The 12597-nt window shown below is 70.1% G+C and carries 11 protein-coding genes; 5 read left to right on the top strand and 6 right to left on the bottom strand.

What is annotated here, in order from left to right; translation table 11 throughout:
• Positions 1 to 17 precede the first annotated feature (17 nt).
• On the bottom strand, positions 18 to 3938 hold the full coding sequence (locus ACFWVP_RS05360; RefSeq protein WP_384493774.1) for a metallophosphoesterase: 3921 nt from the start codon (positions 3936 to 3938) through the stop codon (positions 18 to 20).
• A gap of 303 nt (positions 3939 to 4241) precedes the next feature.
• Between ACFWVP_RS05360 and ACFWVP_RS05365 the strand changes: the two genes are divergently transcribed.
• Positions 4242 to 5414: an aminotransferase class V-fold PLP-dependent enzyme gene (locus tag ACFWVP_RS05365; RefSeq protein ID WP_384493776.1), complete on the top strand. Its 1173-nt coding sequence runs from the start codon at positions 4242 to 4244 to the stop codon at positions 5412 to 5414.
• Positions 5415 to 5499: 85 nt separating this feature from the next.
• Here ACFWVP_RS05365 and ACFWVP_RS05370 read toward each other — a convergent pair whose 3' ends face one another.
• Positions 5500 to 6078, bottom strand: coding sequence for a hypothetical protein (locus ACFWVP_RS05370; RefSeq protein ID WP_384493777.1), 579 nt, complete (start codon positions 6076 to 6078; stop codon positions 5500 to 5502).
• 129 nt (positions 6079 to 6207) lie between these two features.
• Positions 6208 to 6819 carry a hypothetical protein gene (locus tag ACFWVP_RS05375; RefSeq protein WP_384493779.1) on the bottom strand — a complete coding sequence of 204 codons (612 nt, stop codon included), beginning with the start codon at positions 6817 to 6819 and terminating at the stop codon, positions 6208 to 6210.
• A gap of 144 nt (positions 6820 to 6963) precedes the next feature.
• On the opposite strand from ACFWVP_RS05375, the gene ACFWVP_RS05380 reads away from it, so the two are divergent.
• Genes ACFWVP_RS05380 through ACFWVP_RS05390 form a run of 3 tightly spaced genes read left to right on the top strand, consistent with a single transcriptional unit; the run spans position 6964 to position 9238 of the window.
• Positions 6964 to 8229, top strand: a complete 1266-nt coding sequence (locus ACFWVP_RS05380) for a DUF6357 family protein (RefSeq protein WP_384493780.1) — start codon at positions 6964 to 6966, stop codon at positions 8227 to 8229.
• 46 nt (positions 8230 to 8275) lie between these two features.
• Positions 8276 to 8587 carry an NIPSNAP family protein gene (locus ACFWVP_RS05385; protein ID WP_384493781.1) on the top strand — a complete coding sequence of 104 codons (312 nt, stop codon included), beginning with the start codon at positions 8276 to 8278 and terminating at the stop codon, positions 8585 to 8587.
• A 30-nt stretch (positions 8588 to 8617) separates the two neighbouring features.
• Positions 8618 to 9238 carry a hypothetical protein gene (locus tag ACFWVP_RS05390; RefSeq protein ID WP_384493782.1) on the top strand — a complete coding sequence of 207 codons (621 nt, stop codon included), beginning with the start codon at positions 8618 to 8620 and terminating at the stop codon, positions 9236 to 9238.
• A 64-nt stretch (positions 9239 to 9302) separates the two neighbouring features.
• On the opposite strand, the gene ACFWVP_RS05395 is transcribed toward ACFWVP_RS05390, so the two are convergent.
• The 3 genes from ACFWVP_RS05395 to ACFWVP_RS05405 all read right to left on the bottom strand — a co-directional run bounded on the left by ACFWVP_RS05395 (position 9303) and on the right by ACFWVP_RS05405 (position 11201).
• Entirely contained in the window at positions 9303 to 9935 is a 633-nt protein-coding gene (locus ACFWVP_RS05395; RefSeq protein ID WP_384493784.1) for a hypothetical protein, read from the bottom strand.
• Positions 9936 to 10152: 217 nt separating this feature from the next.
• Positions 10153 to 10341 (bottom strand): DUF397 domain-containing protein, encoded by a 189-nt coding sequence (locus tag ACFWVP_RS05400; RefSeq protein ID WP_384493785.1) that lies wholly within the window; start codon positions 10339 to 10341, stop codon positions 10153 to 10155.
• Positions 10338 to 11201 (bottom strand): Scr1 family TA system antitoxin-like transcriptional regulator, encoded by an 864-nt coding sequence (locus tag ACFWVP_RS05405; protein WP_384493786.1) that lies wholly within the window; start codon positions 11199 to 11201, stop codon positions 10338 to 10340. The genes ACFWVP_RS05400 and ACFWVP_RS05405 overlap by 4 nt, the downstream gene beginning before the upstream one ends.
• Positions 11202 to 11523: 322 nt before the next feature.
• Here ACFWVP_RS05405 and ACFWVP_RS05410 point away from each other — a divergent pair, with 322 nt between their 5' ends.
• Entirely contained in the window at positions 11524 to 12444 is a 921-nt protein-coding gene (locus tag ACFWVP_RS05410; protein ID WP_384493788.1) for a MerR family transcriptional regulator, read from the top strand.
• Positions 12445 to 12597 lie beyond the last annotated feature (153 nt).

Below are 12597 nucleotides of genomic sequence, written 5' to 3' on the forward strand. Positions count from 1 at the left end.
GGAGCCGGGTCAGCCGGTCACCGTCCGGCGGCCGGCGGCGTGAACCACCGGTAGTCCGGCACGCCCGGCCCCCACGGGCCGGGCCGCCCGCGCGCGTCCCTGGTCACGAACACGCTCGGCTCGGACGCGGTCACACCGCCGTGCGCGGAGCGCGCCGTGACGAACCACGCGTGCGCCGTGCCGGGCCTGAGGTCCTTCCAGGTCACCGAGGCGACCTCTCCGGAACCGGCCCTGTCCCGTCCGATGACGCTCACGGGGTTGTAGAGCGCGAGCGAATCGGTCCTGAACGCCGTCCTGCGGGTGTTCAGGTCGACCGGGAGGACCATGTTGTCCTCCGTACCGTCGTAGCGGTGGTCCGCGTCGTACTCCGTGGCGCCGAACTCGTCGAGCAGCGGGGAGTAGGTGTCCACGGTCACCTCGGACCGGTCGACGTCGAACTGGAGCATCCGGAAGAAGCTCGCACCGAACCGCAGTTGCTCGTCCGGCCGGTAGCCGCCGATCTCCGTGAGCCCGAGCCGGTCCGCGGACACCGTGTAGAACTGGTAGTCCGCGAGGAGTTCGACGACGCCGTGCGAGACCTCACCGACCCGCGGCTTCACGTTGGTGCCGACCCCGTGCTCATGACCGGCGAGGATCAGGAACACGTTCGGGTTGCCCTGGACGACCTTCTTGTACAGCATCGAGCCGTCGGGCGCGGAGAACGAGGCGCCGCGTCCGTCGGGGCTGTCGCTCGGCGAGAGGTAGTCGTGCGAGAGCAGGATGCCGTTGCGCTCGGGGTAGCGCTCGAACACCGAGTCGGCCCAGTCGGACTCCTCACGCGTCACCCCGTAGGACAGGCCGACGACGACGAAGTCGAGGCCGCCCGCGGAGAACAGGTCGAAGTGGTTCTGGTTGTCGCCCTCGCGCCACGGACCGCCGTACGAGGCGTTCTCCCAGCCTTCGGAGAGGGCCCGGTAGCGCTCCGGCCCGTAGTACCGGTTGTAGAGCGCGTCCGGCCCGTTCTCGGCACCCGACTGGTTGTCGTGGTTGCCCGCGATCACCCCGTTCGGGACGCCCGCGTCGTCCAGGATCTTCTGCTGCCTCGAGGACACCTCCATCTCGCCGACGACCTGGCGGCGGGTGGCCTCGTCGGCGGGCTTGCGGATGTTGTTCTCGGTGATGTCGCCGGTGTGGGCGACGTACGCGATCTCCCGCTCGTCCTTGTTGGCCGCTACCCAGCGCGTGACGTCGCCGTACGCCTTCTCCCAGACGGCGCGTTCCCCGGCCGTCTCCTGCTCCACCGCACCCTCGGAGAGGTACTGCGTGTCGGTGTGGTGGACGATCGAGAAGTCGTACGAGCCGGGGTCGGCGAAACTGTTCGGGTCACCGGCCTCGATGTCGTCGGCGAACGGGTCCTCCCCGGTCACCATGGCGTGGACCCGCTGCCGGTCCACGTACGTCCGGTCGACGACGGATGTCAGGACGGTGTTGCCCTCGGCGGCGCCGCGGGCGCCGGTCAGGACGTCCCACTGCTCGGTCCGGGTGTTCCACACGCGGAGCGCGGCGAGCCGCTCGGGGTCGATGACGCCCTCCCAGCGCAGCACCGGGGAGTCGACGTGGCCCTTCACCTGGACGTCGAACCGCTGGAAGGTGACGGCCTCGGCGGCCGGTGCGTCGAGCGTCCTGCCGTCGGCGGGTTCGAGGCCGACGGGCTTCACCTTCTTCTCGCCCTTCACGTGCAGCGTCGTGGGGACGGACGGGGCCGTGCCCTGGAACACCTGTCCCGGGGTGAGGATCTCCGCCTCGGAGAACGTGGTGCTCACCGTGCCGCCGTCGGGCTCGGCTACCTTCGCCGAGAGGGTGACCTCGCGTCCCGCGTCGGTCGTGCCGGACTTCGGCGCGAGGTCCGCAGGGGCGTCGGGGATACCGGCGGAGGTGAACCTCACCTCACGGGTACCGCTGTTGCCGAGGCCGTCCGTGCCGGACACCGACAGGGTGTGCTCACCGGCGGACAGGCCGGGGCCCACGGCGGCACCGAGCTCGACCGGTTCGCCGTCGAGCTTCACCTCGGGGCCGCTCACCACACCGGACAGGTCGTCGAGCCGGACGTCGAGGACGACCGCCGCGGTGATCCTCCGCCCGGCGGCGGGGGTGCTCGTGACGACGCGGGGCGCGGAGTTGTCGGTGACCAGGACGCGGGTCGCGGTCCTGCCGGTCCCCGACTCCGAGGCCAGGGTGTGCTCGCCGTCCTCGATCTTCGTGGTGTCCAGGTCCGCGCGCAGGCCCTGCGCCGCACCCTCGACGAAGAACTGGAGGTCGACCTCGGTCAGCGGGTTGACGTTGTCGCCGCAGTTGCCGTCACCGAAGCTGTACGAGCCCTTGAGCATCCGGCCGGTGGCGGTGCCGTCCGCCGGGGTGAGGGTGAGGGCCGACACGGCGAAGTCGTCGTGGTTGTCGCCGCACGACGTCGGGAAGGTGCCGCTGACGAAGTCGATCGTGTTCCAGCCGGGGACGAGCCACTCGTTCGGGAGGGGCAGGTCGACGCGCCTGCTGACGAAGTCGCTCTCCAACGGCAGCTTCTGGCCGTTCACGAGGACGTGGTTGCCGTAGCGGGCCTCGATCGAGTTGGTGCCCACGGTGAATCCGAGGGTCGCGTTCCCGGAGCCGAGGGTGTCGGAGACGGGCACGGCCGGGGCGTCGACGGTGAAGTGCAGCTCCACCTGGCGCAGGCGGGTGCCGCTGTCGCCGCAGGTGCCGTCGCCGAGGGCGTACGAGTCGGCGATGTCCCGGCCCGTGACGGTGCCGCCGTCGAAGGAGAGGGCGAGCCGCGCGATGTCGAAGTCGTCGCGGTTGTTGCCGCAGCTCTCCTTGTACGCGCCGGTGACGACCTCGACGGTGTTGTCACCGGGCACCAGGTGCCGTGCCGGAATCGCCAGTCCGACCCGCTGGTTCACCCAGGTACCGCCCAGGTCGACGCGCTTGCCGTTGACTAGCAGGTGGTTGTCGTTCCGGTCGTCGACCGCGTCCGCCCCGACGTCGAAGGAGAAGGTCGCCGCACCGTTGCCGAGGTGGGGGTCCGTGGCGGGCACGTCACCGTCCACGGTCAGCGACTTCACGCCGCCCTCGGTGCCGGCCGGGAGGTTCGCGAACACCGACTGCGGCCCGTTCGTCAGCGTGCCGTCCTTGGGCAGCAGCCGGGGGGCGCCCGCCGGGGCGTTGTTCACCCGCACGGTGTTCCTGACGGTCTTGCCCGAGGTGGTCCGCGCCGTGAGCGCGTGCGTTCCGTTCGTGAGCTCCGTGGTGTCCAGAGCGGCCCGGAGACCGGTCGTGGCCCGCGGGTCGCCCTGGACGAAGAAGCTGAGCTCCGCCCGGGTCAGCAGCGAGGCGTTGGAACCGCAGTTCCCGTCACCGAAGGCGTACGTGTACTCGTTCTCCTCGCCGTCCGCGACCTCGCCGAGCAGTTCCAGCCTGAGGTCGGACAGCACGAAGTCGTCGTGGTTGGTGCCGCACGAACTCGCGACGGTGCCGACGACGATCTCGATCGTGTTCTCGCCCTTGACCAGTTGCCCGTTCGGGATCTCGATCGTGCCCCGCTCGTTGACGAGGTCGCCGATGTCGGCCCGGTGGCCGCCGTTCACCAGCACGTGGTTGCGGTAGCGGGCCTCGGTCGAGTTCGACCCGATGTCGAAGGTGAACCGGGACACCCCGAGGGTCGGTTCGGCGTCGATCGCCTTCCCGTCGACGGCCAGCCCCGTCACCGGGTCACCGGCCAGCGTCGGCGTGGCCGCGACGATCTCCGTACCTTCCAGGTACGCGCCCTCGCCGGGGGTGAGGACGGGCAGACTCGTGGCCGCTTCGGCTCCGCCCTGTCCCGGCCCCTGCCGCTCCCGGGTACCGGTGTCGGCGTACGCCGCCGTCAGGTTGCCGCCCACGAGGAGCAGCGCGGTGAGTGCGGCCACCGCGAACCGTTGTGTGCCGGATCTGCCACCCGGCCGTAGGAGCCGTTCTGCTGGCCGCATCAGCAGCCGTCCTTCCTGATCGCCGCGAGGAAGGGCAGACGCGAGATGAACGCCATGCCCGTGGCAGATCCTGTGCAGCGCGGATGAACAGCGGTGAATCACCCGTGAACCATCAGGGGAATGGTCCCGTCCGGCCGGCGGCGGACCGTGCGGAGGGCGTCGCCCCAGTTGATCACTTTACTTGGGTGGAGAGGTTTGGGAGCGTGGCCCAGGAAGCCGTCCGACAGAGGAGAAGGCACCCGCATGGACATCGAAGCCCTCCGCCACGACACCCCGGGCACCACCGGCCGGGTCCACCTCAACAACGCCGGGGCGGGCCTGATGTCCCGGCGGACGCTGCGCGCGATCACCGCGCACCTGGAGCTCGAAGCGGCTGTCGGCGGCTACGAGGCGGCAGACCAGGAGCAGGAGCGGATCGGCGCGACGTACGGGAGTGTCGCGGAGCTGATCGGCGGCCGGGCCGACGAGGTGGCGCTGTTCGGTAACTCCACACAGGCCTGGAACGCCGCGTTCCACGCCCTCGAACTCAGCCCCGGCGCCCGCGTCCTGACGGGCCGCGCCGAGTACGGCAGCAACGTCCTGGCCTACCTCCAGGCCGCCCGGCGCACGGGCGCCGAGATCGTCGTGGTCCCCGACGACGCCTCGGGCCGGCTGGACACCACCGCGCTGGCCGCCCTCATCGACGAGCGCACCGCGCTGGTCGGCGTCAGTCACGTCCCCACCAGCGGGGGCCTGGTCAACCCGGCCGCCGAGATCGGCCGGATCACCCGGGCCGCCGGGGTGCCCTTCCTGCTGGACGCCACCCAGTCCGTCGGTCAGTTCCCCGTCGACGTACGCGAGATCGGCTGCGACATGCTCACCGCGACCGGCCGTAAATTCCTGCGCGGGCCGCGGGGGACCGGCTTCCTGTGGGTCAGCAGCGACGCGCTCGACCGCCTCGAACCGTCCGTCGTGGAGATCGAGTCGGCGAACTGGGACGGCGGACGCGGCTTCACCTGGCAGCCCGGCGCACGACGGTTCGCCACCTGGGAGATGGCGTACGCCAACGTCCTGGGGCTGGACTCGGCCGTGCGCCAGGCTCTCGATCTCGGCATGGACCAGATCGGGAAGCGCGCCTTCGCACTCGGCGACCTCCTGCGCCGACGGCTGGACGCCCTGCCCGGCGTCACCACGCACGACCAGGGGACGGAGAAGTGCGCCATCGTGACGGCGAAGGTCGACGGAATCCCGACCGCGGACGTCGCCGCCGCGCTGGCCGCCCAGCACATCAACGTCACCACGACCGTCGCCGAACACACCCAGTTCGACTCCGAGATCCGCGACGTGCACCCGCTGGTACGGCTCTCCCCGCACTACTACAACACCGAGGCGGAGATCGACCGCGCCGTCGAGGTGATCGCCGGCCTCACCCGCTGAGCCCCGGCCCGGCGCTCAGCCGCGTGGGTCCGCGCGAGCACCGTGCCCCGTCGGGCGAAGGACCGGACACCACACGCCCGGCCTCTCATTCGCCCGGAACCGACGACGGCCACGACCAGACCACGTCGGCGGCGTCCCGTTCCCTGATGATCCGCCGGTAGCGGGACGCCTCGCGTCGTGTACCCGAGTTGACCGGGCGGTACCGGACCCAGCCCTTCGGCACGATGTGGAGGGCCAGGGTCTCCCACACGCGGTGCTGATCGACCGAGTGCGCGAGGACCACGGCAAAGCGCTGGATACACCACAGGCAGTTCCAGGGCGGTCCGGTGACGAAGGCTCCGGCGTCAGCGAGCTTCCGGCCGTATCCGTCCTCGGCGCCGAGCTCCATCTCCGCGTGGAAGTCGTCGCCACCGAAGAAGTGGACGCAGCTGCGCCGCAGGCTGTGCTCCATGTCCGACAGGCGCTTTCCGGAGTCGCCGTCCTCCTGCGCACGGGCCACCGCGAGCGGAAAGATCGCGAACCTGCCCCGGTCGATCACGGGAAAGCCGAGATCTGCCCACTGCGGAGTCTTCTCGGAATACGTGTGACCGAGAACGCGCTCAAGCGTCTGCATGACGGACAGACCGTCCGAGATCGGCTGCTCAGCCTGCTCGATCTCGGTCACGAGGCCCCTGTCCCCACCGCGGTTCCGGTCTGTGTGATGCCGAGCCCTTCGATGATGCCCTCCGCGAGGACCCCACCGAGGAGGACCGGCACGGTCGTCCGGTCAGCCGGATGACCGACGAAAACGGCCCTAGCCGTGCCGGGAGAAGGCTTCACGAACCCGTGAGAGCAGGTCCGCGGCCTTCTCCTTCGCGTCCTCGTCCTCGTCCCGGATCCCCACGACCGTCTCCGGGGTGAAGTCCTGGCCGAAGCGGTAGAAGCGCAGGCAGTAGTCGAAGCCGGACTCGCCGAAGAGGTCCGCGTCCTCGCGGCGGCAGTACTCCGCCAGGCCGTCGGCGATGTGCCAGCGCGTGCCGTCGTACCAGAAGACTCCGCCCGCGTAGTGAATCGCCCGGCCCGTCGCGGGGTCCGTGAGGTTCAGCGACTCGTAGTTCTCGGGACGGTCGCGGACCAGGGCGACGAGGGATTCGGGGACGCCCTCGTACAAGGACTCCTGAAGGGCGAAATCCTCCTCCGCGTACAGATTCAGGTCCGACTCGTGGTCGAACGTCAACAGCAGCACGCGGCCGTCCTCCGCGAAGTACCAGACCGCCGACTGGCCACCGCCGTCGTTCCAGGCCAGACGGTGTGCGCCGGTCACCGTCACCGGTTCGACCTCGGCGAGCTCGTCCAGGACGGCCGCGCGGCGCCGCACTTCAGGGAGGGGTGTCGCTGCCAGGGCATCCCACATCGCGTTACTCATCCCCGCAGGGTATCCACCGCCTGTGACAACGCCTTCAGCACTGTCTCGCCGCCCGGATCCGCTCAGCGGCATCGCGGACCTGGCCGGCCGGATCGGGACACGGGCAGGACTCGCCGGTCTCGTCCGATGCGGAAGACTGAGCCCATGAGAGACACCGTTTTCACGCGCAGGAGCGGCTGGATCCCGAACGTGATCCGCGAGGACGGCCAGCTGAAACTGATGCTCGGTGCCGGGGCCGACGCCAACCACGACCCTCGCACCTTCACGTTCCCGATCGGGGAAGCCCATCTCGCGGTGATCCGGGAGGACCTGGCCAGACACCTGCTGCTGTGGAGCGCGGTCCTTCCGCTGTGCGACGCCGCCGGAACCCGGGGCCGGCTCGACGAGGACGCCGCCGTCGCGCTCCTGGACCCGGTCCTCCTCTCCGCGCCCACGGACGTCGACGCGCTCTTCCAGCACATCCGGTGGGACAGGGGCCGGCTCGTCGCCCATGGAGCCGACACCGCTCTCCTCGATCGCGGTCAGGTCTGCGCGGCGATGCGCGCGGCGACGGAGACCTCCAACGGGAAACGAGCTCAGGAGTACCACGCGGACCGCCGTCGCACCGAGCGCGGAGTAGTGCTCGGCCCGCTCGACGCCGCGGTCCTGAAGTACACGAACCAGTACGTGCACGGCGCGACGATTCCGAGGCGGACGCCCGATGCCGTCGAACCCGCGCAGCTGCCCGAGGTCATGCGCGTGATCGCCACGGCCGAGCAGGCGTGCGCCGGGATGCGGATCGGCCGCGATCCGCGACGGGGAAAGCGCGCCACGGACAAGGGCGACTGGGACCGGATGGCGAAGACGGTCGACGCGGCCGTGCGCCGAGCACACCCCGAGCTCGTCGACGACGCGGTGCGCACCGTGAGCTTCCTGATGTGCTCGGAGGCCACGGACCGCACCAGGAACACACCCATGGAGGAGGACGAGGAGGCTGCCGACGACCGCGCCGACTTCGGCGGAGGTGCGAGGAAGACGGCCCTGTCGTTCACCGACGACAAGGGCACCGAGAAGAAGTGGCTCCGGGACGATGCCCGCACCGCCACCGCGGAGTTCTGGGACTTCGTCGGCGAGCGCTCCGCCGCGGACAACGAAGTGTTCACCATCGAGGACGAGGAGATGGGCGAAGGGATCCAGCTCCAGTTCTACGCGGACTCCGTCGCCCGGATCACGACGGCGCGCGCGGGTGAAGACGGGACGGACCCGGAGTACCGGGTCGAGTACAGCCTGGTCGACGGGATCGGCGGGTACCGGAACCTGGTGAGCGCCTTCGTCCGCGGCGGCTGCGCCGCACTCGACCAGCACGGCTCCTGGATATCGGATGTCGCCGAGTTCGAGCGCGCGCGCCGGCGGCGCAACGCCGACTCGTGAACGATCGGGGCTGAGGCCCCGTACCGGCATGCAGCATCATGGGGGCGTGATCACCATTCATCTGAAGTACGAGATCGACGCCGACAAGCTGGAGGACTTCGAGGAGTACGGCCGCCGCTGGGTCGGGCTCGTCAACCGGTTCGGCGGGACGCACCACGGCTACTTCCTGCCGAGTGAGGGCGACAGCGACATCGCGTACGCCCTCTTCTCCTTTCCCAGCTTCGCCGCGTACGAGCAGTACCGCACGGACAGCATGACCGACCCGGAGTGCCAGGATGCCTTCGAACTGGCGCGCAACACGCGCTGCATCAAGCGATACGAGCGCCGCTTCCTGCGGCCGCTGGACCTCAGCTCCTGAGGTCTGTTCCTCCTCCCATAGGTTCGTCCCATGAGTTCTTCCCTGAGCCTCTACCTGCTCGACGTGACGGCCACGCGTGCCCTGGTCGGATCCCGTGACGACCAGCTGCTGAAGGCGATACGCGACCGCTTCGCGGCCGACATGGCCGACGACGACGACTGTCACAGCCACGAGATCGAGCAGGGCGCCCCCACGGCGGAGGCGGCGCTGCGCGCGGTCATCCACGGCGGACCCTTCAGCGAGAACCGGCGCCACGCCTTCCAGTACGGCTACGCCTACGAGCGGCTGTGCTCGTTCTCCGGCGCGTTCCTGCCCAACGACTGCTTCACCCCGCACCGGGGCGACTGGCTTTCGGCCGTCGACCAGGGGCTGGGCGCGCTGGGTATCACCGCCGTGTCCCTGGAGTCCTTCAGTCACGGCGGCCCGCCCGCTCCGCTGCCGCGCACCTCCACTCCGGGCTGCGGGGACTGGACGCACGATCGCGTCACCCAGGCCCTGGAACAGTACGAGGCCACCGCACGCAAGGGCCCCGAGCCTGGCCGGACTCCGCCGCAGGAGCCGGAAGTCACCAAGGCCGTCGCGCAGTGCCTGGGCTGGATGCGGCGCGCGAAGGCGCTACCCGGCTTCGGCGTGATCGGCTTCCGGTTCTGAACGGGTCGTAGGAGCGGATCGGCCTACGCGGTCACGGCACCAGGTCGTCCGCTCCGCCGCCGGGTCAGGAACGCAGCTTGGGCATCAGCGCACGGGCGGTCTCCGCCATGGCAGGCCAGGCCGCCGAAACCTGTTGATCCGTCAGAAGGGGAAGGCTCTGTACCTGGACCTCGCACTCCAGGTTGCTGTCCCGGACCACGAGCCGGAGGTCGCTACGGAACGCCACGGCCTCCTTGACGTTCTCGTAGCGGAAAGCCCCGCCGCCGAGACCGGGCACCTTCACCACCGGGCCCCGCGCTTCCTCGGGAGCCGAGGACAGCGCGTACTCGTACTGCTTGATCGCGGTGGCCACGTCCTTCCACGCGGTGCAGTAGATGACGGAACGGCCATCCGCCTTCGTCGCTGCCGCCTTGAAGCCCTGCAGGCAGGCGGCACCCTTGCCCGTCGCCGGATCGGAACCCGTCCGCTGCCCCTTCGGCGGACCGTCCTTGGGTGCGACGGCGGCGGTCAGGGGGCCGAAGTCGACCTCGGGGCAGAGATCCGTCGGCGGACGGTAGTCACCCGGCCCGTTCGTCGGTGCGGCAGCCGCCGTCGGCTTGCCTGCGGCATCGGCGGACGCCTTCCCGTCCCCGCTGCCACATCCGGCCAGCGAGCCGAGGACGAGCACCACACCCGTACCCCACCTCGCCGCACGCATGGTTCTGCCTGTCCGGGACAACTCCACGTTCGCTCCCCTCGGTGCCGGCCTGTCCACGGCCGACGGTGTCACCACCATCGCAAGGCGCGGCCCCGAACTCATCCGGAAGAGTACGTATTTCTCTACGTAGAAATGGGACGGGAGCGGACGGCGATCAGCGGGTACGAACGGCAGCGCCCCGCGCGGGACGGGTCCGGCGCGGGGCGTGGGGGCCGGGTCAGCCTTGCGCCGCGTAGGCGACGAAGTCGTCCCATGCGGTGGGGGAGAGGGAGAGTTCGGGGCTGAGGTGATCCTTGGAGTCCCGGACACGGACCGCCTGGGTTCCCTTTGCCACCTCGATACAGGCGTCTCCGTCGGAACCGCTGTAGCTGCTCTTGAACCAAGCCCGTTCGTCGATGCTGCTCATAGCGCTCCTCGCAGTTGCTTGAGCAGGCTCCTGGAGTCCTCGGAGGTGAGAGCCTGCGAGCGCAGTTTCGCATACCGCTGGAGGGTGATGCTGACCTCCTTCGGGTCCGAGATCAGCATGCCGCCACGCTGCCCCTCCGCGTAGCCGAACCACTTGTTGTCCTGTGATTCCAGGAGCATCAACGGGCCGTCGAATCCGGCGTGGTCGGGCTGGTATCGCGGCATGACCTGCAACTCGATATTGAACTGCAACGACCGCTCCACAAGGCTGTCGAGCAACTCACGCACCACGTCAGGACCTCCCGTACCGCGCTCAAGAAGAGCCTGTTCGATGATGAAGCTGAACGCGATTGGTGGCCTGCGCTCGAAGAGCTGATGGCGTTCAAGCCGAGCTGTCACCTGCTTCGCCACTTGGGGCTGGTCCTTCACAGGCGGCACGCCGACAGTCACGGCCCGGGCGTACCGTTCGGTCTGGAGCAGTCCGGGAACGACCCGGCACTCGTAGGTCCACAGGGTCACTGCCTGTGTCTCCAGCCGCGCCCACTGTCGGAACCAACTCGCCAGCCCGGCCTGCCTCGTAAGATGGGGCGCAGCCTTCCGTAGCGCACCCGTGTTCCCGAGTGCCGCTTCCGCCCGTTCCACGAAGTCGCCGTCCGGCATCCGGCGGCCCTGCTCGATCGAGGCGACGGTGTGCTTGGAGAAGAGCACCAGGTCGCCGAACTCCTCGCGTGTGAGGCCCGCGTGCTCCCGCAGCGCCTGGACGAACGCGCCGAACGTGCGCAGGCTGTCCGACACCTCCGGTTCGGAGCCGGCCCCCGTGCCCGTTCCCGCAACGCCGTCGTCCGTGTTCTCGTAGGCCACAGTCGGCCACCTTCCGCGCGCACCAGCCCCGCCGTACCGCTTCTGACCTTGCCGCATCGACACACCGGTGGGCGGCACGAAGTGGCCACCGAGCGTGTGCGTGCGATGTCACAGCGTACGCGTGATGAGGGTGCCGCATTCTGACGTTCACCCTCAAGGCGCCTGGTAGCAGCGCGATCCGTCCATGGCAGGCCGGGCGCCGATGGCACGGCGGTACAGCCGGTGACCGTCTCGGGGGTTGCGGTTGCCGTTGCGGCAGCTTCTACGGTCGTGACCAGGGCCGGAGAGACCGGCCCGGCGAGATGCACGTGCGGGAGGCGGGATGGACCAGCCGATCTCGGAGGTGGCCCGGATGTCCGGCGTGACCGCCCGGACACTGCGCCATTACGACGAGACCGGCCTGCTGCCGCCGGCCCGGGTCGGCGCCAACGGTTACCGCTACTACGAGGAGCACCAGCTCCTGCTGTTGCAGCAGATCCTCGTACTACGGGCGCTGGGCGTCGGACTGCCGGAGATCGGCCGGATCCTGTCCGAGCAGGTGGACGAGGTGGACGCACTGCGGGGCCACCACCGACAGCTGCTCGCGGAGCGCCCGCGATGGCGACTGCGCCACGCCACCGCGGGCCGGCTCGGGCCACCTCGGCCCGTTGCCGGTGCCGTCCGTTCCCGGGATCCGAGGGGCCGGCGCGGCATCGCGTACCGGCCGCCCGGGGTGTGCGTACGCCGATGTGGCGTACGCGCGTCGCCGCTGGTCAGGGGTGCTGAGCGCCGCCATCGTGGGCGCATGACCTCACCGTCCCCTCCCAAGGCCCCTCAGGCGCCGCTCGCTGTACGCCTGTTTTCGCAGCGGTTCAGTTCCACCCCGCGCGGCGCACGCCTCGCCCGTCGGCTCGTGCTGCACCAACTCGACGCCTGGGGCGTGCCGCACGGCAGTGAGGTGTCCGACACCGCCGCCCTGCTCGTCGCGGAGCTCGCCGCCAACGCCGTCACGCACGGCAGGGTCCCCGGCCGGGACTTCGAGGTCACCGCCGGGATTCGCGGCCGGACGCTGCGTATCGCGGTCTCCGACACCCGGGGCGAACTCCGGCCGCACGCCCCGGGCGATCCGTACCCACCGGTGCCGCCGCTCGCGGAGACCGGGCGGGGCCTGCTCCTGGTGGACGCGCTCGCCGACCGGTGGGACGTCCTCGACCGTGCGCCTGTGGGCAAGACGGTCGTCGCGGAGCTGGACCTGCCGCGCTGACGTGGTGTCGGGGCTCGAACCGAAGGCGTCTGGCTCGAACCGAAGCCGCCGGGGCGAACTCCTCGCCGCCACAACGGCCACGCCGACCTCTCGCGGGAGCGGACCGACGGGGCGACGGGCGACTGAGCCCGTCGCCCTGGCCGCCCGTACGTT

The organism is Streptomyces sp. NPDC058637, assembly GCF_042717325.1.
In the GTDB taxonomy this organism is placed as follows: Bacteria; Actinomycetota; Actinomycetes; order Streptomycetales; family Streptomycetaceae; genus Streptomyces.

What these genes read in the sequence shown, in the direction of transcription:
- ACFWVP_RS05400 (WP_384493785.1), bottom strand. Translation starts at nt 10,341, where the DNA reads ATGAGCAGCATCGACGAACGGGCTTGGTTCAAGAGCAGCTACAGCGGT.
- ACFWVP_RS05375 (WP_384493779.1), bottom strand. Translation starts at nt 6,819, where the DNA reads ATGAGTAACGCGATGTGGGATGCCCTGGCAGCGACACCCCTCCCTGAA.
- ACFWVP_RS05380 (WP_384493780.1), top strand. Translation starts at nt 6,964, where the DNA reads ATGAGAGACACCGTTTTCACGCGCAGGAGCGGCTGGATCCCGAACGTG.
- ACFWVP_RS05390 (WP_384493782.1), top strand. Translation starts at nt 8,618, where the DNA reads ATGAGTTCTTCCCTGAGCCTCTACCTGCTCGACGTGACGGCCACGCGT.
- ACFWVP_RS05365 (WP_384493776.1), top strand. Translation starts at nt 4,242, where the DNA reads ATGGACATCGAAGCCCTCCGCCACGACACCCCGGGCACCACCGGCCGG.
- ACFWVP_RS05395 (WP_384493784.1), bottom strand. Translation starts at nt 9,935, where the DNA reads ATGCGTGCGGCGAGGTGGGGTACGGGTGTGGTGCTCGTCCTCGGCTCG.
- ACFWVP_RS05410 (WP_384493788.1), top strand. Translation starts at nt 11,524, where the DNA reads ATGGACCAGCCGATCTCGGAGGTGGCCCGGATGTCCGGCGTGACCGCC.